Raw genomic sequence first — 20,292 nt, 5'->3', positions numbered from 1 at the left:
GGCGTCAGGCGGGGTGCCCGGGGCCCGCGGTGCGGTCCTGCGCGGGCGCCTCGACGATCACCGGCAGCGGCTCTGGGCGCTTCGCGGTGATGTGATCGCCGGAGGACTGGTGGCGCAGGCGCCGCAGCACCCACGGCACGAGGTGCGTGCGCGCCCACACCAGGTCGTTCGCGCGCGCCTCGCGCCACGTGAGCGTCGGCAGCGGATCGGGCTGCATCGGCTGCAGGTCGTTCGGCACGTTGAGGGCGCGCAGCACCATGCGTGCGACCTCGTGGTGGCCGAGCGCGTTGTAGTGCAGGCGGTCGTCGTCGAAGAACCGCATGTCCTGCACCTCCTTGAGCGCCCACTGGTCGGCGACGATGCAGTCGTAGCGCTCCGCGATGGCGCGGATGTTCTCGTTGTAGATCGCGACCCGACCCCGGATGCCGCGGAAAACGGGCGTGAAATCGGTGTCGATCCCGGTGAAGACGACGAGCGTGGCGCCCTGCGAGCTCAGCCGCGCGACGGCGTCTTCGAACTGCTGGGCGACCGCGTCGGGGTCGCTCCCGGGTCGGATGACGTCGTTGCCGCCGGCGGAGAACGTGATGAGGTCGGGGTTGAGGGCCAGCGCGGGCTCGATCTGGTCGGCGACGATCTGACCGATGAGCTTGCCGCGGACGGCGAGGTTGGCGTAGGCGAAGTCCTCCACCTGGCTGCCCAGCACCTCCGCGACGCGGTCGGCCCAGCCGCGGTGGCCGTCGACCGTTCCGGGGATGGGGTCGCCGATGCCCTCCGTGAAGGAATCGCCGATCGCGACCATGCGGCGCCAGGGGTGGGCGCTTTCGTTGGGCACGTACGGCGAGCGGTGCTCGTCCGGTGTCGGGGTGTTGCGGGGCATGTCTCTCCTGACTCGTGGCCTGTTCGAGGCTACCCGCCCGGCCGTCATGGGGGTGGGGTGATTTAGGGTGGTCACTCGTGGACGGGGCGGACGAGCGGCAGCAGGAGCACTTCGGCAGCTTCGCCGCAGAGCACCTCTCGCCCGCGTTCCCGCAGCGCGCACCGTGGGGAACGGCGCAGAATCTCCGCGCCTGGCAGGCCGAGGCGCTCGAGGCGTACTTCGCTGCCGACGGACCGGACGGGGTCGGCAAGGGGCCGCGCGACTTCCTCGCCGCCGCGACCCCCGGCGCCGGAAAGACGACGTTCGCGCTGCGCCTGGCATCCGAGCTGCTGCGTCGCGGCGTCGTCGACCGCATCATCGTCGTCGCTCCCACCGAGCATCTGAAGACGCAGTGGGCCGACGCCGCGGCGCGCGTCGGCATCCGGCTCGACCCGCGCTTCAGCAACCGGCAGCACGCGCCCGCCCGCCACTTCCACGGCATCGCCGTCACGTACGCGCAGGTCGCGGTGAAGGCGTCGGTCCACCAGCGCCTGACGATGGATTCCCGGGCTCTCGTCATCCTCGACGAGGTGCACCACGGCGGTGACGCGCTCAGCTGGGGCGATGCGCTGCGCGAAGCGTACGGCCGGGCGACGCGGCGGCTGCTCCTGTCGGGCACGCCCTTCCGCAGCGACACGGCACCCATCCCGTTCGTGGAGTACCACCCGAACGAGAAGGGCATCCGTCTCTCGCGCACCGACTACAACTACGGCTACGGTCGGGCGCTCGCCGACGGCGTGGTGCGGCCGGTGCTCTTCCTCGTCTACGCCGGGAAGATGCGCTGGCGCACGAAGGCCGGCGACGAGCTCGAGGCGCACCTGGGGCAGGACAACACGAAGGACGTCACGGCGCAGGCCTGGCGCACCGCGCTCGACCCGGAGGGCGACTGGATTCCCGCCGTGCTCCGAAGCGCCGATCGGCGCCTCTCCGAAGTGCGGCAGGACGTACCGGATGCCGGGGGCCTCGTCATCGCGACGGATCAGACCGCCGCCCGGGCCTACGCGGCGATCCTCCGCGAGATCACGGGGGAGCAGCCCGCTGTCGTCCTCTCCGACGACAAGGCCGCCTCGGGGCGCATCGAGACGTTCGCGAAAGCGACGACGCGGTGGATGGTGGCCGTCCGCATGGTGTCGGAGGGCGTCGACGTGCCGCGACTGGCCGTCGGCGTGTACGCGACCAGCGCGTCGACGCCGCTGTTCTTCGCGCAGGCCATCGGTCGGTTCGTGCGGGCCCGGCGGCGCGGCGAGTCGGCATCCGTCTTCCTGCCCCACGTGCCGCAGCTGCTGAACCTCGCCGGCGAGATGGAGCGCGAGCGCGACCACGCCCTCGACCGCGAAGCCGGAGATGACGACGGCCTCGAGGACACGCTGCTGGCCGAGGCCGAGCGCGAGGAGAAGGCGTCGGACGAGCTGGAGCAGGAGTTCAGCTATCAGGCCCTCGGCTCGGTCGCCCACTTCGACCGCGTGCTGTACGACGGCAAGGAGTTCGGACAGCTGGCCGTGCCCGGAACGCCCGAGGAGGAGGAGTTCCTGGGGCTGCCGGGCCTGCTCGAGCCCGAGCACGTCCACGCGCTGCTCATGCAGCGCCAGTCGCGGCAGAGCCGCCACCGGCGGTCGCGCGAGGCGCGGGAGGGTGCTGCCGCCGACGCGGGCGGGACGGATGCCGGGGCCACGACCCTTCCGCCGGCGCTGCACCGCACGCTCCGCGAGCAGCGGCAGCTGCTCAACAGCCTCGTCGGGCTCTATGCGCGACAGAGCGGCGAGCCGCACGGCGCCGTGCACGCCGAGCTGCGGCGGGTCTGCGGTGGTCCGGAGGTCGCGCGCGCCACGGTCGCACAGCTGCAGGCGCGCATCGAGGTGCTGCGCCGGCGCGTGCACAGCTGAGGTCGCTCCGGGCGGCATGCGCGGCGGCCGCGGAGGTTCGGATCTCCGAAATGCTGGCAATCCCGGCATCCGCCCCCGCGGGTCGCACGTCGGGGCTAGCGTGAGCGGGTGACCATGACCCCGCAGGCGACCGCGCGCGACCGCCGCCGCTGGGCGCGCTACCTCGTCGACGAGCGTGCCGAGGCGCGTGTCTACCGCGAGCTCGCGCAGCGCCGCGACGGCGAGGAACGCGAGATCCTCCTGGCGCTCGCCGAGGCCGAGGGCCGGCACGAGGCCCACTGGCTCGAACTGCTCGGCGGTGAGCCGGCACGACTTCCGGCGCCGAGCTTCTCGTCGCGGATGCTGGGGTGGATGGCGCGGCGCTTCGGCTCGATCTTCGTGCTCGCGCTCGCGCAGAACGCCGAGGGCCGCTCGCCGTACGCCGACGATCCGCACGCAACGGCGCGGATGGCCGCGGACGAGCGCGTCCACCGCGAGGTCGTGCGCGGGCTCGCGGCGCGGGGACGGCGACGGCTGTCGGGGACCTTCCGAGCCGCCGTGTTCGGCGCCAACGACGGGCTCGTGTCGAACCTGGCGCTCGTGATGGGCATCGGCGCGACCGGCGTCGCGTCGCAGTTCGTGCTCTTCAGCGGCATCGCGGGACTGCTCGCCGGTGCGCTGTCGATGGGCGCGGGGGAGTTCGTGTCGGTGCGCTCGCAGCGCGAGATGCTGGATGCCACGGAGCCCAGCGACTACGCCGACGCCGTCCTGCCCGACCTCGACCTCGACGCCAACGAACTCGCGCTGGTGTACCGCACGCGCGGGATGCCGGAGGCCGAGGCCGAAGCACGGGCTCGCCGGGTGCTCGAGGCGGCTCGCAGCGCGGAGGTCGCGCCCGCGACCGGGCCGGTCGCCATCGGGGCCGACCACGAGGTCGTCGGCAGCGCCTTCGGCGCGGCCGGGTCGAGCTTCCTGTTCTTCGCGTCCGGGGCGATCATCCCGGTGCTGCCCTGGATCTTCGGCCTGTCGGGTATCGGGGCGGTCGTGCTCGCGCTCGCGCTCGTCGGGATCGCGTTGCTCGCGACGGGGGCGATGGTGGGTCTGCTGTCCGGCGCGCCGCCGCTGCGGCGGGGGCTGCGACAGCTCGCGATCGGATTCGGTGCCGCCGCCGTGACCTATCTGCTGGGCCTGCTGTTCGACGTGTCGGCGGGATAGGCGCGCGATTCCTCGTTCTGTGGGCTCACGTGGTAATGTCGATCCTCGGTTGCGAAAGCATCCGACACCACCATGCGCGGGTGGCGGAATAGGTAGACGCGCTAGCTTGAGGTGCTAGTGCCCTTATAGGGCGTGGGGGTTCAAGTCCCCCCTCGCGCACAGAACGAACCAACAGAAAAAGGCCCCTGACCAGGGGCCTTTTTCTTTTGGTCGATAGCGACGGGTAGCGTGGGGTCATGCTGGTGACCGACGAGACCCCCGACGAGCTGCCCGAGGTCGCCCGTATCGCGCGCGACCTCATCCGCTTCGACACGACGAACTACGGCGAGGGCCGCAGCAACGGCGAGCGCGAAGCTGCCGAGTACGTCGGCGCGTTCCTCGAGTCCCTCGGCCTGAAGCCGGAGTTCTACGAGCCCATCCCGCGACGCACGAACCTCAGCGTCCGCATTCCCGGGCGCGACCGGGCAAAGCCGGCGCTCGTCCTCCACGGCCACCTCGACGTCGTTCCCGCCGTCGCGGCGGACTGGAGCGTCGATCCCTTCGCGGGCGTCGTCAAGGACGGGATGCTGTGGGGCCGGGGCGCGGTCGACATGAAGGACATGGACGCCATGATCCTCACCTCCGTCGCCGACCTGGTGCGCGCGGGGGAGCAGCCGACACGCGACCTCATCGTGACGTTCTTCGCCGATGAGGAGAACGGCGGCGTCGAAGGGTCGCAGCTGGTCGTCCGGGACCGTCCGGAGTGGTTCGCCGGCGCGACCGAGGCGATCAGCGAGGTCGGCGGCTATTCGATCCCGGTCGGGGATCGTCGTGCATACCTGCTGCAGGTGGGGGAGAAGGCCCTCATCTGGCTGCGTCTGCGCGCCCGCGGCACGGCAGGTCACGGCAGCCGCTTCCACCCCGACAACGCCGTCACCCGGCTGGCCGAGGCCGTGGCCGCCCTCGGCCGCACCGCGTGGCCGATCGAGCTGACAGCCACGACCCGCCAGACGGTCGACGGGCTCGCCGCCCTGTGCGGCAACGACCCCGCAGAACCCGACGTCGTCGCGGCGGCGACCGGGCCGGCATCCGGGTTCCTCCGCTCCACCTTCCGCACCACCACCAACCCGACCGGGCTCACCGCGGGCTACAAGCACAACGTGATCCCGGATGCCGCGGTCGCGGCGATCGACGTGCGCACCCTGCCGGGGCAGGAAGATCGTGTGCTCGCCGAGATCCAGCGGATCGTCGGCGACGACATCGAGATCGAGATCGCCCACCGCGACATCGGCCTGGAGGTGCCGTTCGCCGGCTCCCTCGTCGACGCGATGGTCGGCGCGCTGGAGCGTCACGACCCGGGCATCCCGGTCGTCCCGTATCTCATGGGCGGCGGCACCGACAACAAGGCTCTCGCCGAGCTCGGCATCGCCGGGTACGGCTTCGCTCCGCTGCGCCTTCCCGCGGACCTTGACTTCACGGGTATGTTCCATGGGGTGGATGAGCGCGTCCCGATCGACGCCCTCGTGTTCGGCCAGCGTGTGCTGACCGATCTTCTCCGCTCGTACTGAAAGGCGCGGCATGCTGTTCGACGCGATCATCCTCGGGATCGTGCAGGGGCTCACGGAGTTCCTGCCGATCTCGTCCAGCGCCCATCTGCGCATCGTGGGCGAGCTGCTGCCGTCGGCCGAAGACCCGGGCGCGACCTTCACGGCCATCACGCAGATCGGCACGGAGCTCGCGGTCCTCGTCTACTTCTGGAAGAAGATCGTCCGCATCATCGGTCGCTGGTTCCGTTCGCTCACCGGAGCGGTGCCGCGCAACGACCCCGACGCCCGCATGGGCTGGATCGTCATCATCGGCACGATCCCGATCGGCATCCTCGGGTTCCTGTTCCAGGACGTCATCCGCGACACGTTCCGCAACCTCTGGCTCGTCGCGATCGTGCTCATCGTCTTCGGCCTCATCCTCGGCGCCGCCGACGCGCTGGGCCGCCGCACGCGCAATGAAGAGGATCTGACCTATCGTCACGGCCTCATCCTCGGCGTCGCGCAGGCGCTCGCGCTCGTGCCCGGTGTGTCGCGCTCGGGCGCCACCACGACGATGGGCCTGGCCCTCGGCTACACCCGGCCGGCCGCCGCCGAGGTCGCCTTCCTCCTGGCCGTCCCCGCCGTCTTCGGCAGCGGCCTGTACGAGCTGTTCCAGGCGATCAAAGACCCGGGCGAGCAGGTCTTCACGATGGTCGAGACCGGCGTCGCGACGGTCGTCGCGTTCGGCGTGGGGCTCGCCGTCATCGCGTTCCTCATGCAGTACCTCAAGCGCGGCAGCTTCCTGCCGTTCGTGATCTACCGCGTGCTGCTCGGCATCGTGCTCATCGTGCTCTTGAGCTTCGGGGTGCTGCAGGCCTACTGACGCCGGTCGTCGCGGCCGGGCTTGCCCGGGCCCTCGCCGCCGCGGCGGAGGTACCGTTCGAACTCCTGCGCGATCGCGTCGCCCGACGCCTCCGGAGAGTCCCACGTGTCGCGGGTCCGCTCGAGCTGGCGGATGTACTCCGTCATTTCCTCGTCCTCGGCGGCGGCCGCGTCGATCGAAGCCTCCCACGCGAGCGCCTCGGCGGGCAGTTCGCCGCGGGCGACGACGGCACCGGTGAGTGCGGTGAGACGGTCCAGCAGCGCGAGGGTCGCCTTCGGCGAGGGTGTGTGCCCGGCGACGTAGTGCGGCACGCTCGCCCACAGCGAGGCGCACGGGATGCCGGCCTCCTCGGCGGCGGCGGCGAGCACCGAGAGGATGCCGGCGGGTCCCTCGTAGGTCGGCTTCTCCAGGCCCAGCGCCGTGCGGAGGCGGTCGTTGTCGCTGCCGGCGAAGACGGAGATCGGCCGGGTGTGCGGCACATCCGACATCATCGAGCCGAGCGCGACGATGCCCGTGATGTCCTCACTCAGCGCCGCGTCGATCAGCTCCGCCGCGAACGCCTGCCACGCCCGTGCGGGCTCCACGCCGGACAGCAGCCACAGGCGGGCGTCCTCCGACGGATGCAGGGGCCGCCACAGCGTCGCGTCGGGCCAGGTCAGGGTGCGCGAGCCGTCGGCATCCAACCGGATCTGCGGGCGCGTGTACTGGTAGTCGAAGTACAGCTCGGGGTCGACGGAGAAGACCTCGCGATAGGCACCTGACTCACGGATGTGGGCCACGGCCGCAGACGCGGCTTCGCCCGCGTCGTTCCAGCCATCGAACGCCACGACCAGCACCCGCTGACCCAGTTCGTCCACGCCGCCCCTTCCGTCGGTGAACCGATCCCCCCACGATACGCGCTGAGAGCGGGAGAGGGCCGGGGCTGGCCGGGGCTGGCCGGGCAGGCACCGGGGACGCCCCCGGTAACATGAATCGGTGAGCGCAGCCCTTCCCGCCGCCGTCCTGTGGGACATGGACGGCACCCTGGTGGACACCGAACCGTACTGGATGGCCGCGGAGACGGCGCTCGTCGAATCGTTCGGCGGCACGTGGACCCACGAGCAGGCGCTGACCCTCGTCGGCCAGGGGCTGGAGAGCTCGGCGACCATCCTGCAGGCCGCAGGCGTGCGGATGGCCGCGTCCGAGATCATCGACCACCTCACCGAGCGGGTCACGCAGACCATCGCCGAGCAGGGCAACCCGCTGCGGCCCGGTGCCGCTGAACTCCTCGCCGACCTACGGGCGGCGGGCGTGCGGTGCGCGCTGGTGACGATGTCGCTGCGGCGCATGGCCGAACAGGTCGTCGCCCCGTTCGGCCACACGTTCGAGGTGATCGTGTCGGGCGACGACGCCACGCGACCCAAGCCCTACCCGGACGCCTACCTGCAGGCCTGCCAGGCCCTCGACATCGCGCCCCGCGACGCCGTCGCGATCGAGGACTCGCCCACCGGCGTCCGTGCCGCCGTCGCCGCCGGGGTTCCCACCATCGGCGTGCCGCTGATGGTGTCGCTCGTCGGCGCCGGCGCCCACGCGCTGTGGCCGACCCTCGCCGGCCGCACCACGGCGGACATCGCCGCCTTCCACTCCGCCCGCCCCGCCCACCCCACCCCGCCCGCTCCCGCCGAAGGACACCGATGACCGTGGCTGACTCCGCCGACCCCGCCCAGCCCGCCCAGCCCGCCCAGCCCGCCGCGCAGGCCGACCTGCGTCCGAGCGGACCATTCCGCCTCGGCGACCGCGTGCAGCTGACGGGCCCCAAGGGGCGCCTGCACACCGTCACGCTGCGCGACGGCGGTGAGCTGCACACGCATCACGGCGTCCTCCGCCACGAGAGCATCGTCGGCCAGCCCGACGGCTCGGTCGTGACGAACTCCGGCGGGCACGAGTACCTCGCCCTGCGGCCGCTCCTGCGCGACTTCGTCATGTCGATGCCGCGCGGTGCGGCGATCGTGTACCCGAAGGATGCTGCGCAGATCCTCGCCGCGGCGGACATCTTCCCGGGTGCCACCGTCGTGGAGGCGGGCGTGGGCTCCGGCGCGCTGTCGATGTGGCTGCTGCGCGCGATCGGTCCGGCGGGCCGGCTGGTGTCCTTCGAGCGCCGCGACGAGTTCGCGCAGGTGGCCCTGGCCAACGTCGAGACCTTCTTCGGCCACCACCCGCCGGCGTGGCAGGTCGTCGTCGGCGACCTCGTCGAACAGCTGCCGAACGCGGTGGCCCCGGCATCCGTCGACCGCGTCGTGCTCGACATGCTGGCGCCGTGGGAGTGCATCGACGCCGTCGCCGATGCCCTCACCCCGGGCGGCGTCGTGCTCTGCTACGTCGCCACCGCCACCCAGCTCAGCCGTGTCGCGGAGTACCTGCGCGGCACGGGGCTGTTCACCGACCCGGAGGCCACCGAGACGATGATCCGCGGCTGGCATGTCGAGGGGCTCGCGGTTCGGCCCGACCACCGGATGGTGGCGCACACCGGCTTCCTCATCACGGCGCGGCGGTTGGCTCCCGGCGCGGTGCCGCCCGATGTCCGCAAGCGCGCCCTGAAGAAGCCGTCATACGCCGACGAGGACGTCGAACTGTGGACACCGGGCGCCGTGGGCGACCGCGAGATCACCGACAAGAACCTCCGCAAGCGCGTCCGCGAGGCCCAGCGTGCCGCCGATGGCGCGCGCACCGCGGCGGCGGCGGGGGAGCGTGCGACGGACGACGTAGACTGATCCGGTGCGTCGCCGGATCCCTGCTGTTCTCGCCGTCCTCGGCCTGTCCGCTCTGACCCTCGCCGGGTGTGCGACCGCCTCGTCGCCCGCCGCGTGCGCGCGTCCCGCTGCCGAAACCGGCGTCCTCGACGCCGTGCACGTCTCCGGTGCGCCGGGTGCGGCGCAGGTGTCGCTGGACGCACCGGTCTTCGTGCCCGAGACAGTCGCCGAAGACGAGACGGTGGGCGAGGGGATGGCCATCACCTCCGACGCGCAGGACCTCGCCTTCAGCGTCACGATCGTCGACGGCGCGACGGGCGAGAGCCTGCTGAGCGCCAGCCCGCAGGTGAACACGGTGGGCTACTGGCGTGAGCACTACGACGGCCTCGCCGACATGATGATGTGCGCTCGCGAAGGCTCGCGCGTCGTCGGCGCCGTGCCCGCGACGGCCCTGTCGACGGACGCGGCGCAGAACTGGGGCCTGAGCGAGGACGACACCATCGTGGTCGCGATGGACGTCCAGAAGGTCTACCTCGCCGCGGCGAACGGCGTGCCGCAGTACAACGACCGCCGCGGCATGCCGTCGGTCGTGCTGGCGCCCGGTGGCGAGCCCGGCATCATCATCCCGGACGCCGATCCGCCCGCCGACCTCGCCGTCGAGGTGCTGAAGAAGGGCGACGGTGCCGTCGTGACCGATGCCGACAGCATCCGCATCAAGTACACCGGCGTCACCTGGGCCGACCGCAAGGTCTTCGACTCGTCGTGGCAGAAGGGCGCCTCGGTCGCCGTCACGATGAACGGCGTCGTGCCCGGGTTCGCCCAGGCCCTCGAGGGGCAGACGGTGGGGTCGCAGATCCTCGCTGTCATCCCGCCGGAGCTCGGCTATGGAGCCGAGGGCAGCGGCACGATCCCGGGTGACGCGACGCTCGTCTTCGTCATCGACATCCTCGGCATCGACGCGCCCGCATCCTCCTGACCGGCGGCACAGCCGACACCTAGGATGGTCGGGTGGCCACCGAGACGACCCGTACCGCGCCGGAAGAGCGCCTGGTGAATCTCGTCGTCGCGCTCATGGCGACCGAGCAGGGGCTCACCAAGCAGGCGATCCTGTCGTCGGTCGCCGGCTATCGCGAGCACGGTGAGGCGGGCGCGTCCAAGGATGCGCTGGAGAAGATGTTCGAGCGCGACAAGGAGAACCTGCGTTCGCTCGGCATCCCCGTGGAGACGATCGGCGACTACGCCGACCCCGACGATCTGCGCGAAGCGCGCTACCGCATTCCGACGGCGGAATACGAACTGCCCGCCGACATCGACTTCACGCCGGCGGAACTCGCGGTGCTGAACCTGGCCGGAGGCGTCTGGAGCGAGAGCTCGATGTCGGCCGACGCCCGCAGCGGGCTCCGCAAGATCCGCGCGCTCGGCATCGAGGTGGACGCGCCGATCATCGGCTACTCGCCGCGCATCAACCTCCGGGAGGCGTCGTTCGCCCCGCTGCAGCGGGCGATCGAACAGGGCCGGGTCGTCGAGTTCGACTACCTCAAGGCGGGGGAGGATGCCGCGACGCGCCGTCGTATCGAGCCGTACGCGCTCGTGGAGTACGAGGCGCGCTGGCACGTGTACGGCTTCGACCTCGGCGCTCAAGACGTCCGCACCTTCCTCCTCTCGCGCATCTGCTCCGACGTCACCGTGACCAAGACCGCGTTCGATCTCGCCCGCCGCGAGGACGCCGGCGATCGGGCGCTCGCGGGCCTCGCCGAGGTCGCCGCGCGGCAGCGCGCGCTGCTCGAGGTCGCGCCGGGCACCGAGGCGGCGCTGCGGCTGAGCCGCCGCGCCGAACCGGCGGGGCAGGGGATCGAGGTGCCCTACGTGGACGTCCACATCTTCGCCGACGAGCTGGCCTCGTACGGGCCGGAGGTGCGGGTGGTCGAACCCGCAGACCTGCGCGCCCAGGTGATCGCGCGGCTGGAACGCGCCCTCGCGGCGCACACCGATCGGGGGAGCGCGTCGTGAGCGCACGCAAGCCGCTGCCGGCGACCGACCGCGCCGCGCTCATCCTGCAGCTCGTGCCGTACCTGATCGGCAAGGGCGAGGTGTCGCTCACCGAGGCGGCGGACGAGTTCGACGTCACGCCCGAGCAGATGCGCGGCATGGTCGAGAAGCTCACCGTCATCGGCCTGCCCGGCGAGGGCGGATTCTGGCAGATGGCCAACGACCTCTTCGACATCGACTGGGACCTGCTCGACGAGCAGGACCTCATCGTCATCACGAACACCGTGGGGCTCGAGCGCACGCCGCGTCTGAGCGCGCGCGAGGCGGCGGCGCTGCTGGCGGGCCTGCAGGTCGCGGCGTCACTGCCGGGCGTCGGAGACAGCGGCATCGTGCAAGGGCTGCTGGCGAAGCTCGCCCGCGGCGCCGCCGCGACACCGGCCGAGGTCATCGTCGCGCCCGAAGCCGTCGACGACGTGCGGGTTGCCGTGGCGCAGGCGCTGCGCGAAGGCGTTGCCGTCTCGTTCACCTACCAGGCGCCGGATGCCGCCCCCACCACCCGCACCGTCGACCCCGTCAAGGTCCACATCGCGGGCGGCCAGTGGTACCTGCAGGGCTGGTGCCACCTGCGCGAGGCGATGCGCACGTTCCACCTCGACCGGGTCTCGCAGGTGCGTTTGACCGACATCCCCAGCACCCACGGCGACGATGTCGCCCCTGCGCTGTTCGAGGCATCCGCCGGCGACGTCGAGGTGGATGTGCGCTACCGCGCCGCGGCGGCGCCCCTCCTCGCCGACTACGTCGTCGTCGACGAGCAGGGCAGTGCCTCGGCGGTGCGCACCGCGCGCATCCGCGTCGGCGACGAGCGCAGCCTCAAGCGCGTCGCCGCGCGTCTGGGGGGCGACCTCGAAGTGCTCGCCCCCGCCGGGGCGCGCCAGGCGGCGGCCGCCTGGGCCGAAGCTGGGCTCGCCCAGTACCGCTGACCGCGTCGGCGGGGCCGCCGGGTAGACTTGTGCCACGCTTCGACGAGGGGACGCCCCATGCCCAGCAATCTGTTCGCGGGTCCGCACCTGTGGATCCTCCTGATCGTGATCCTGCTGCTGTTCGGCGCGGCCAAGCTCCCGGCGCTCGCCAAGAGCATGGGACAGTCCGCCCGCATCTTCAAGGGTGAGATGAAGGCGATGAAGGACGACGACAAGACCGCCGACGCGGCCGCGGGCACCGCCGCATCCGTCGCCCCGGCCCCCGCCGCCGAGCCCGCACCGCTGCAGACGCCCCCGACGGACACGACCGCCGGCCCCGCCGGCACGGCGGACACCCGGTCCTGACACCCCGTGTCCACAGCCGCTCGTCCTCGGGTCGGGGCGGACGACGTCCCGCGCAATGACAAGCGGATGTCGCTGGGGCAGCACCTGGTGGAGCTGCGCCGCCGCTTCGTGATCGCCGCCATCGCGCTCGTCGTCGGCATGGTGATCGCGTTCTTCCTCACCGACTGGATCATCTGGGCGATGACCGAGCCCATCCGCATCGTCGCGGAGCGGCGTGGGGAGGACCCCGCCGCGATCGTCCGGCTCATGTACTCCACCATCACCGGTCCGTTCGACATGCGGCTGCGGATCTCCTTCGTCGTCGGCATCATCCTCTCGGCGCCGGTGTGGATCTGGCAGCTGTGGGCGTTCCTCATGCCGGGGCTCACCCGCAAGGAGATCCGCTACACCGTCGGCTTCGTCTGCGCCGCCGTGCCGCTCTTCTTCGCCGGATGCTTCGTGGGCTGGCTGATCATGCCGCACATCGTCGAGATCATGGCGTCGTTCTCGGCGGAGGGCGCGGCGAACATGTACGAGGCGAAGTACTACTACGACTTCGTGTTCAAGCTCGTCCTCGTGGTCGGCGTCTCGTTCGTGCTGCCGGTGTTCCTCGTCGCGCTGAACCTCGCCGGGATCATGAGCGGGAAGGCGATCCTCAAGGGCTGGCGCGTCGCGATCCTCATCACGGTGGTGTTCGCCGGTCTTGCCACCCCCGCCGCCGACATCGTCAGCATGCTGCTGCTGGCCGGCATCCTCATCGTGCTCTTCTTCGCCGCCGCGGGCCTGTCGATGCTGTTCGACCGGCGCCGGGCGAAACGCGACGCCGCCGCGGGGCTGGCGCCCGCCGACGCGCCCACCGAGACACCCAAGGCCGGCGCGTGAGCGATCCCGCCGCGCGGTTCGCACGGGCCCAGCTGCGACAGGCGCACCCGCTGACGGCCGCGTTCGCCGATGCTCAGCGCTTCGAACTCGACCCGTTCCAGGTCGCCGGCTGCCAGGCGCTGGAGGACGGCCGAAGCGTGCTCGTGGCCGCGCCCACGGGAGCGGGTAAGACGATCGTCGGCGAGTTCGCCGTGCACCTGGCGATGCTCCAGCCCGGCGACAAGGCGTTCTACACGACGCCGATGAAGGCGCTGTCGAACCAGAAGTTCCGGGAGCTCCAGCAGGTCTACGGCGAGAGCGAGGTGGGGCTCCTCACCGGCGACACCAACATCAACGGCAACGCGCGCGTGGTCGTGATGACCACAGAGGTCCTCCGCAACATGCTGTACGCCGACTCGCCGGCGCTGCAGGGTCTGCGGTACGTCGTGATGGACGAGGTGCACTACCTCGCCGACCGGTTCCGCGGCGCGGTGTGGGAAGAGGTGATCATCCACCTGCCGCAGGAGGTGCGCCTGGTGTCGCTGTCGGCGACGGTCTCCAACGCCGAGGAGTTCGGCGACTGGCTCGACACCGTGCGCGGCGACACGGCGGTGATCGTCTCCGAGACCCGTCCGGTGCCGCTCGAGCAGCACGTGTTGGTGCGCGGCGATCTGCTGCCGCTGTTCGACGAGCGCGCGGGCATCGCCACGGCGCAGGTGAACCAGGAGCTCATGCGCATCCGCGGCGGCAGCGGCGCGCGCTACGAGAACAACCGGCAGGCGCAGCAGTATCGGTCCCAGGGCGGACGGGACGGCGGTGCGCGGCGACCGCAGCGCGGTGGGCGGCGGCCGGTGCGCAGCGCGAACATGCAGCGGATCGAGCGCATGGACCGGCCGCAGGTGGTCGAGCTGCTCGCGCGGGCGAATCTGCTGCCGGCGATCTTCTTCATCTTCAGCCGCGCGGGCTGCGAGGGCGCCGTGCAGCAGGTGCGCCGCGCCGGCGTGCGGCTGACGGACCGTGAGGAGCGCGACGAGATCCGCCGCGTGGTCGACGAGCGCACCGGGACGCTGCCCGACGAGGACCTCGCCGTCCTCGGCTTCTGGGAGTGGCGCGAGAACCTGGAGCGGGGCATCGCCGCCCACCACGCGGGGCTGCTGCCGGCGTTCAAGGAGATCGTCGAGGAGCTGTTCCAGCGCAAGCTCGTGAAGGTCGTGTTCGCCACCGAGACCCTCGCGCTCGGCATCAACATGCCGGCCCGCACCGTCGTGCTCGAGAAGCTCGAGAAGTTCAACGGCGAGGCGCGCGTGGCGATCACGTCGGGGGAGTACACCCAGCTCACCGGGCGTGCGGGGCGCCGCGGCATCGACGTCGAAGGCCACGCCGTGATCCAGTGGACCGAGAGTCTCGACCCGCAGGCGGTCGCGTCGCTGGCCTCACGCCGCACGTACCCGCTCAACTCCAGCTTCCGGCCGACGTACAACATGGCCGTCAACCTCATCGACCAGTTCGGGCGGGCCCGCGCGCGGGAGATCCTCGAGTCGTCGTTCGCGCAGTTCCAGGCCGACCGTGCCGTCGTGGGGCTGGCGCGCGAGGTGAAGGATGCCGAGGAGTCCCTCGCCGGCTACGCGAACTCGATGGCCTGCGACCGCGGCGACTTCGCCGAGTACGCACGCATGCGGCGTGAGCTCACCGACCTCGAGCGCAAGGGCGACCGCTCCGGTCCGCCGAAGTTGCGGCAGCAGCGGCAGGAACAGATCGAATCGCTGCGTCGCCGGCTGAAGAGCCATCCCTGCCAGAGCTGTCCCGACCGCGAGAAGCACGCGCGCTGGGCGGAGCGTTATTGGAAGCTGCGGCGTCACACCGACAAGCTGCGCCAGCAGATCGAGACGCGCACCGGCACCGTGGCCCGCATCTTCGACCGCGTCGTCGACGTGCTCGCGGCCCTGGACTACGTCGCCGTCGCGCCCGACGGCACGACGACGCTCAACCCCGCCGGTGCGACGATGAAGCGCATCTACGGCGAGCGCGACCTGCTGGTGGCAGAATCGCTGCGCACCGGCATCTGGACGGAGCTCGACCCGGCGGGGCTCGCGGCTCTCGCGTGCTGCCTGGTCTACGAGCCGCGGCGCGACGAGGCCGGTCCCGGCGAGCACGGGCTGCCGCGGGGAGCGTTCCGTGCCGCGCTCAGCGAGACGCAGACGCTGTGGTCGCGGCTGGACGATCTGGAGCAGGATCACCGGCTGCCCGGTTCGGCGCCGGTCGCGACGGGACTCGCGCAGGCGATGCACTCCTGGGCGCGGGGCGCGAGCCTGGACCGCGTGCTGCAGGAGGCGGACCTGGCCGCGGGCGATTTCGTCCGGTGGAGCAAACAGACGATCGACCTGCTCGATCAGCTCTCGATCGTCGCCGACCCGCCGGTGGCGGTGACCGCGCGCCGCGCGCTGGACGCGGTGCGCCGCGGCATCGTCGCCTACGGCTCGCTCTGATCCACCCGGGTTAGGCTCGACGTCGTGCCCGTCCGCCCCCGACCGTTGCTGCCGCTGTGGGCCGCGGTGCTCGCCGCCGCCGCGGGCGGCCTGCTGCTGACGGCGGCATTCCCGGCATCCGCCTGGTGGCCGGTCGTCTTCGCCGCGGTGCCGTTGGCGCTCGTGAGCCTCATCGGCCGTCGGGGCTGGGCGGCGGTGCTCGTGGGTGCGGTGTTCGGGGCGGCGCTGTTCTTCCTGAACCTCTCCTTCACGGCGCGCTACCTCGGCCCGGTGCCGTGGATCGCCCTGTCGTCGCTGGAGACCGCGCTGACGGCGGTCATGGCGCTGCCGCTCGCCCTCGCCTACCGCTGGCTGCCGCGCCTCGCGCCGGGCACGCTGGGGCGTCTGCTGGCGCTTCCGGCGCTCGTGGCCGGGCTGTGGGTCAGCCGCGAGGAGCTGCTCGGCACGTTCCCCTACGGAGGATTCCCGTGGGCACGCCTGGCCGTCACGCAAGCGTCATCGCCGCTCGCCGACGTCGCGTCGTGGACCGGGATGAGCGGACTGTCCTTCCTCATCGTCTTCGCGTGCGCGTCTGCCGTCGAACTCGTACGCACCGGCCGCCTGCGTGCCGTCTCGACGGCGTGGCGCGGCATCCTGCCCGTCGCCGTGACGCTGGTGCTGCTGCTCGCCCTCCCGCAGTTCCCGACGACGGATGCCGGGAGCATCCGCGTCGGCGCGGTGCAGGGCAACGGCCCCGCGGGCTACTTCGACGAACGCGAGCCGTACGACGTGCTGCGTGCGCAGCTGGCGGCGACGGAGCCGATCGAGGACGAGGATCTCGACGTGCTGCTGTGGCCGGAGGGCGGCGTGGACGCCGACCCCACGGCGAACGCGTCGGTGGCACGGACGCTCGACGCGCTGTCGGCGCGGATCGACGCGCCGCTCCTGATCAGCGCGGTCACCCAGCGGGGTGAGCAGTACTTCAACTCGTCACTGGTCTGGCAGGCCGGCGCCGACAATCCGACGCAGACCTACGACAAGCGGCATCCCGTGCCGTTCGGGGAATATGTTCCCGACCGCTGGTTCTTCAACCTCCTGGCCCCCGACCTCATCGGCCTGATCCAGCGGGAGTACACACCAGGCACGGCGGCACCGTTCGTCGATGTCGACGGCGTCGGGGTGGGGCTCGCGATCTGCTTCGACGTCATCTACGACGACGTCATCCGCGACGGCGCTCTCGCCGGCGCGGAGGTCTACATGTTCCAGACCAACAACGCCGACTTCCGCGGCACGGATGAGAACCTGCAGCAGCTGGCGTTCGCGCGGATGCGGGCGATCGAGGCGGGGCGCGCCGTCGTGAATCTGTCCACCGTCGGGACGAGCCAGGTCATCGGCCCCGACGGCGTCACGGTCGACGCGCTGCCGGCAGACGAGCCGGGGGCCATGGTCACCGACGTGCCGTTGCGGACGGGGCTCACGCCGGGAATCGTGGCGGGGGCCGCGATCCAGAGTCTTCTGGGGTGGGGGAGCGTGGTCGCCCTCGCCGTGGTGGCGCTGCTCGTCCGGCGGCGCCGCGGGCACGCCGAAGACGCCGGCCTCCCCGTGGTGTGAATCAGGGGGAGACCGGCGTCACGCGGTCGGTGCGACCGTCAGGCGCTGAGGCGGGCGTCGGCCTCGGCGCCGCGACGGGCGCGCAGCAGGGCGAGGCGCTCTTCGAGCAGCTCCTCGAGTTCGGGGATCGTCCGGCGCTCCATCAGCATGTCCCAGTGGGTGCGTGCGACCTTGTCGCCGGAGTGGTCGATCTCGACAACCGTGTCGCCGACGCGGCGGACGGCTTCAGCGCCGCAGGTGCGGCACTCCCAGGCCTCGGGCAGCTCGGCGTCGGCCGCGAAGGTCATAACGGTCTCGCGTCCGCACTGGGTGCAGACGTACGTGTGGTTGGCGCGTTCATGGAACACGACGCCTTCCTCGCTCTGTAGGCTGGAGGCGCCGAGTCGGATGCCGCGCAGGCTGCGATCTGCCATTGTGTGGTCCTCTCGTCGTCTCAGGTATAACGCGCGCACCTGTGTGCATCATCCGAACGGATGCCGGGCGGGCGCCTTTCACAGCGGATGCTCAGGGCTTCTGGGCTGCCTGCGCGGTGTCAGCGGCGGGCCGCGACGGCGCGCAAGGCGAGGTCGGCGCGATCGCTCACGAGCCCGTCGACGCCGAGGTCGAGCAGGCGCGTCATCGCGGCCGGATCGTTGACGGTCCACACGTGCACCTCGACGCCGGCGGCGTGCGCGGCCCGCACCAGGCGGGGGGTGACGATGCGCAGCGCGCCGCGCCGCTCGGGCACCTGGACGGCGTCGATTCCGCGCAGTGCGCGCCGCACGAGGACACGCGAACCGGATGCGACGGCGCCCAGCATCCGCACGATCGTCGCCTGCCCGGCCGAGGTGGCGGGGCGTCCTCCCGCGCGGTGGGCGGCCTCCAGCGCGGTGCGGCGGCGGCTGTCGGAGAAGCTCGTGACGAGCACCCGGTCGGCGTGCGGTGCGATGATGCGTCCGAGCGGCAGGGCGGCGGCGGCCACTTTCACGTCGAGGTTGAAGCGCAGCGTCGGAAACGCGTCGAGGGCGTCGGCGGCGGTGAGCAGGCCGCCGCGGTCGGCCATGATGCGCGACAGCTCGGCGTGGCGCACGTCGGCGACGGGCCGGGGGTCTCCAGTGATACGGGTGAGATGGTCGTCGTGGAAGAGCACGACGACGCCGTCGGAGGTGACATGGCAGTCCGACTCGACGTAGGCGGCCCCGGCGCCGTGAGCGGCCGCGAAGGCGGCGAGGGTGTTCTCGACGACCCCGTCAGCGTCCGGCGGCACGAACCCGCGGTGGGCGAGGACGCGCGGCGCCGGGCTCGCCGAGAACCACGGGTGCGTCACGAGAGGCGGTCGGTCGCCTCGGACGCGATGTCGTCGGCAGCGGATGCCGCCTCGCGCGCGGCCGCCACGGCGGCGTTCGCCGCCTCGCTGAGAGTGCCGGACGGTGCGGACGTCGCCGCGGGCGCGGCGGGGGGACCGGCGGGAGCGGGGACGCCGTCGGCACCGGATGTCGGCGCGCGGCCGGCGGGCGCACGGCCGGCGAAGGCTTCGCCGATGCCCTGCAGCGCCTGGGTCAGCTCGCTGGGGACGATCCAGAGCTTGCTGGAGGGGCTCTCGGCGATCTTCGGCAGCGTCTGCAGGTACTGATAGGCCAGGAGCTTCTCGTCGGGCGCGCCGGCGTGGATCGCGTGGAAGACCATCTGGATGGCCTCCGCCTCGCCCTGCGCGCGCAGCACCGCGGCCTGCTTGTCGCCCTCGGCGCCGAGGATCGCCGCCTGGCGCCGGCCCTCGGCCTCCAGGATCTGCGACTGCTTCGACCCCTCCGCCGTGAGGATGGCGGCGCGGCGGTCGCGCTCGGCGCGCATCTGCTTCTCCATGGAGTCCTGGATGGAGTGGGGCGGATCGATCGCCTTCAGCTCCACGCGCGAGACGCGCAGGCCCCACTTGCCGGTGGCCTCGTCGAGGACGACGCGCAGCTGGCCGTTGATGTTGTCGCGACTGGTGAGCGCCTCTTCGAGGTTGAGACCGCCGACGACGTTGCGGAGAGTGGTGGTGGTCAGCTGCTCGACGGCGCTCAGGTAGTTCGCGATCTCATAGGTCGCGGCCCGGGCATCCGTCACCTGGAAGTAGACGACGGTGTCGATCGAGACGACGAGGTTGTCCTCGGTGATCACCGGCTGCGGCGGGAACGAGACGACCTGCTCGCGCATGTCGACGAGGGGACGCAGCCGGTCGATGAACGGCACCAGCAGGTTCAGGCCGGGGGAGAGGGTGCGCTGATAGCGCCCCAGACGCTCGACGACGCCCGAATAGGCCTGCGGAATGATGCGGATCGAGCGGAAGATCACCACGATCACGAAGATCGCGATGACGATGAGGAGGACGACCACGAAGATCTGTCCGACGAACGCTCCGACGTCGACCATCAGTCGGTGCTCCTTTCCGGGGTGACGGCTGCGGGCGCGACCTCGACGGTGGCGCCGCGGACGGCGGTGACGACGACGCGCGAGCCCGGTTCGGGCACGGCGACGGAATCGGGGATCTCCGCGGTCCACTGCTCGCCGTTGTCCAGCCGCACGGAGCCGCGGCCGTCGACGAACGGCGACGTCACGCGCGCGGACATGCCGTACAGCGCGTCGACGTTGGTCGGATGCAGCCGCGAGGACCGATGCAGGGCGCGCAGCAGCAGCGGGCGGATGGTGAATAGCAGCAGCGCCGACACGGCCGCAGCGGCGAGCACCTGCAGCCACCACTCACCGCCGAGGAGGTTGACGCCGAGGCCGCCGATGAGGGCGCCCGCGGCGAGCATGAGGAAGGTGAACTCGAGTGTCAGCAGCTCAATGATGACGAACAGCAGCGCGAGCACGAGCCAGGCGATCCACATGTACTGCGTCAGATCCGGCAACATGGTGTGCTCCTTCGGCGCCCTCTTCGTGCACACTAACATTCCGTCGGCCGCACCGGCCCGTTGGTAGGGTCGGAGGATC

Annotated in this window: 19 protein-coding genes and 1 tRNA gene; 14 read left to right on the top strand and 6 right to left on the bottom strand. The window is 71.6% G+C overall.

Annotated elements, in window-relative coordinates:
• Positions 1-4: 4 nt before the first annotated feature.
• On the bottom strand, positions 5-877 hold the full coding sequence (locus tag JOD60_RS12610) for an SGNH/GDSL hydrolase family protein (protein WP_076690934.1): 873 nt from the start codon (positions 875-877) through the stop codon (positions 5-7).
• A 77-nt stretch (positions 878-954) separates the two neighbouring features.
• On the opposite strand from JOD60_RS12610, the gene JOD60_RS12605 reads away from it, so the two are divergent.
• From JOD60_RS12605 to JOD60_RS12585, 5 genes are all read left to right on the top strand, one after another.
• A complete protein-coding gene (locus tag JOD60_RS12605) occupies positions 955-2,799 on the top strand; it encodes a DEAD/DEAH box helicase (protein WP_076690933.1) in 1,845 nt (614 codons plus the stop codon).
• 114 nt (positions 2,800-2,913) lie between these two features.
• Positions 2,914-3,993, top strand: coding sequence for a VIT1/CCC1 transporter family protein (locus JOD60_RS12600; RefSeq protein ID WP_076692211.1), 1,080 nt, complete (start codon positions 2,914-2,916; stop codon positions 3,991-3,993).
• 74 nt (positions 3,994-4,067) lie between these two features.
• Positions 4,068-4,152, top strand: a tRNA-Leu gene (locus JOD60_RS12595).
• A gap of 77 nt (positions 4,153-4,229) precedes the next feature.
• A complete protein-coding gene (locus JOD60_RS12590) occupies positions 4,230-5,540 on the top strand; it encodes a M20/M25/M40 family metallo-hydrolase (RefSeq protein WP_076690932.1) in 1,311 nt (436 codons plus the stop codon).
• 10 nt (positions 5,541-5,550) lie between these two features.
• Complete coding sequence (locus JOD60_RS12585) at positions 5,551-6,381, top strand: undecaprenyl-diphosphate phosphatase (RefSeq protein WP_076690931.1); 831 nt, start codon at positions 5,551-5,553, stop codon at positions 6,379-6,381.
• On the opposite strand, the gene JOD60_RS12580 is transcribed toward JOD60_RS12585, so the two are convergent.
• Positions 6,375-7,238 (bottom strand): PAC2 family protein, encoded by an 864-nt coding sequence (locus JOD60_RS12580; RefSeq protein WP_076690930.1) that lies wholly within the window; start codon positions 7,236-7,238, stop codon positions 6,375-6,377. The two genes, JOD60_RS12585 and JOD60_RS12580, sit on opposite strands and share 7 nt — an antisense overlap.
• A gap of 118 nt (positions 7,239-7,356) precedes the next feature.
• Here JOD60_RS12580 and JOD60_RS12575 point away from each other — a divergent pair, with 118 nt between their 5' ends.
• From JOD60_RS12575 to lnt, 9 genes are all read left to right on the top strand, one after another.
• Complete coding sequence (locus JOD60_RS12575) at positions 7,357-8,058, top strand: HAD family hydrolase (protein ID WP_076690929.1); 702 nt, start codon at positions 7,357-7,359, stop codon at positions 8,056-8,058.
• The gene (locus JOD60_RS12570; RefSeq protein WP_084202007.1) at positions 8,055-9,131 is read left to right on the top strand and encodes a tRNA (adenine-N1)-methyltransferase; all 1,077 of its coding nucleotides are present in this window, start codon (positions 8,055-8,057) and stop codon (positions 9,129-9,131) included. Before JOD60_RS12575 ends, JOD60_RS12570 begins: the two co-directional genes overlap by 4 nt.
• Before the next feature lie 4 nt (positions 9,132-9,135).
• Positions 9,136-10,086, top strand: a complete 951-nt coding sequence (locus tag JOD60_RS12565) for an FKBP-type peptidyl-prolyl cis-trans isomerase (RefSeq protein ID WP_076690928.1) — start codon at positions 9,136-9,138, stop codon at positions 10,084-10,086.
• Between the two features lie 32 nt (positions 10,087-10,118).
• Positions 10,119-11,120 (top strand): helix-turn-helix transcriptional regulator, encoded by a 1,002-nt coding sequence (locus JOD60_RS12560; protein ID WP_076690927.1) that lies wholly within the window; start codon positions 10,119-10,121, stop codon positions 11,118-11,120.
• Entirely contained in the window at positions 11,117-12,079 is a 963-nt protein-coding gene (locus JOD60_RS12555; RefSeq protein ID WP_076690926.1) for a helix-turn-helix transcriptional regulator, read from the top strand. The genes JOD60_RS12560 and JOD60_RS12555 overlap by 4 nt, the downstream gene beginning before the upstream one ends.
• Before the next feature lie 57 nt (positions 12,080-12,136).
• Positions 12,137-12,424 (top strand): Sec-independent protein translocase subunit TatA, encoded by a 288-nt coding sequence (tatA, locus tag JOD60_RS12550; protein ID WP_084202006.1) that lies wholly within the window; start codon positions 12,137-12,139, stop codon positions 12,422-12,424.
• Positions 12,425-12,490: 66 nt separating this feature from the next.
• The gene (gene tatC / locus JOD60_RS12545; protein WP_076690925.1) at positions 12,491-13,285 is read left to right on the top strand and encodes a twin-arginine translocase subunit TatC; all 795 of its coding nucleotides are present in this window, start codon (positions 12,491-12,493) and stop codon (positions 13,283-13,285) included.
• Complete coding sequence (locus tag JOD60_RS12540; RefSeq protein ID WP_076690924.1) at positions 13,282-15,750, top strand: DEAD/DEAH box helicase; 2,469 nt, start codon at positions 13,282-13,284, stop codon at positions 15,748-15,750. Before tatC ends, JOD60_RS12540 begins: the two co-directional genes overlap by 4 nt.
• A gap of 24 nt (positions 15,751-15,774) precedes the next feature.
• Complete coding sequence (gene lnt / locus JOD60_RS12535) at positions 15,775-17,340, top strand: apolipoprotein N-acyltransferase (protein ID WP_076690923.1); 1,566 nt, start codon at positions 15,775-15,777, stop codon at positions 17,338-17,340.
• A 38-nt stretch (positions 17,341-17,378) separates the two neighbouring features.
• Here lnt and JOD60_RS12530 read toward each other — a convergent pair whose 3' ends face one another.
• The 4 genes from JOD60_RS12530 to JOD60_RS12515 form a co-directional block, all read right to left on the bottom strand.
• A complete protein-coding gene (locus tag JOD60_RS12530; protein ID WP_076690920.1) occupies positions 17,379-17,753 on the bottom strand; it encodes an RNA polymerase-binding protein RbpA in 375 nt (124 codons plus the stop codon).
• Positions 17,754-17,872: 119 nt separating this feature from the next.
• A complete protein-coding gene (locus tag JOD60_RS12525) occupies positions 17,873-18,646 on the bottom strand; it encodes a glycerophosphodiester phosphodiesterase family protein (protein ID WP_076690919.1) in 774 nt (257 codons plus the stop codon).
• Complete coding sequence (locus JOD60_RS12520) at positions 18,643-19,731, bottom strand: SPFH domain-containing protein (protein WP_076690918.1); 1,089 nt, start codon at positions 19,729-19,731, stop codon at positions 18,643-18,645. The genes JOD60_RS12525 and JOD60_RS12520 overlap by 4 nt, the downstream gene beginning before the upstream one ends.
• Entirely contained in the window at positions 19,731-20,213 is a 483-nt protein-coding gene (locus JOD60_RS12515) for an NfeD family protein (protein WP_076690917.1), read from the bottom strand. The genes JOD60_RS12520 and JOD60_RS12515 overlap by 1 nt, the downstream gene beginning before the upstream one ends.
• Positions 20,214-20,292 lie beyond the last annotated feature (79 nt).

The sequence above is a fragment of the Microbacterium aurum genome, from assembly GCF_016907815.1.
GTDB classification, from domain to species: Bacteria; Actinomycetota; Actinomycetes; order Actinomycetales; family Microbacteriaceae; genus Microbacterium; species Microbacterium aurum.
The sequence above is the reverse complement of the archived record's forward strand: the minus strand, read 5'-3'. Positions and strand labels throughout refer to the sequence as shown.

What these genes read in the sequence shown, in the direction of transcription:
- JOD60_RS12610 (WP_076690934.1), bottom strand. Translation starts at nt 877, where the DNA reads ATGCCCCGCAACACCCCGACACCGGACGAGCACCGCTCGCCGTACGTG.
- tatC (WP_076690925.1), top strand. Translation starts at nt 12,491, where the DNA reads ATGTCGCTGGGGCAGCACCTGGTGGAGCTGCGCCGCCGCTTCGTGATC.
- JOD60_RS12520 (WP_076690918.1), bottom strand. Translation starts at nt 19,731, where the DNA reads ATGGTCGACGTCGGAGCGTTCGTCGGACAGATCTTCGTGGTCGTCCTC.
- JOD60_RS12600 (WP_076692211.1), top strand. Translation starts at nt 2,914, where the DNA reads ATGACCCCGCAGGCGACCGCGCGCGACCGCCGCCGCTGGGCGCGCTAC.
- JOD60_RS12530 (WP_076690920.1), bottom strand. Translation starts at nt 17,753, where the DNA reads ATGGCAGATCGCAGCCTGCGCGGCATCCGACTCGGCGCCTCCAGCCTA.
- JOD60_RS12590 (WP_076690932.1), top strand. Translation starts at nt 4,230, where the DNA reads ATGCTGGTGACCGACGAGACCCCCGACGAGCTGCCCGAGGTCGCCCGT.
- tatA (WP_084202006.1), top strand. Translation starts at nt 12,137, where the DNA reads ATGCCCAGCAATCTGTTCGCGGGTCCGCACCTGTGGATCCTCCTGATC.
- JOD60_RS12570 (WP_084202007.1), top strand. Translation starts at nt 8,055, where the DNA reads ATGACCGTGGCTGACTCCGCCGACCCCGCCCAGCCCGCCCAGCCCGCC.
- JOD60_RS12585 (WP_076690931.1), top strand. Translation starts at nt 5,551, where the DNA reads ATGCTGTTCGACGCGATCATCCTCGGGATCGTGCAGGGGCTCACGGAG.
- JOD60_RS12515 (WP_076690917.1), bottom strand. Translation starts at nt 20,213, where the DNA reads ATGTTGCCGGATCTGACGCAGTACATGTGGATCGCCTGGCTCGTGCTC.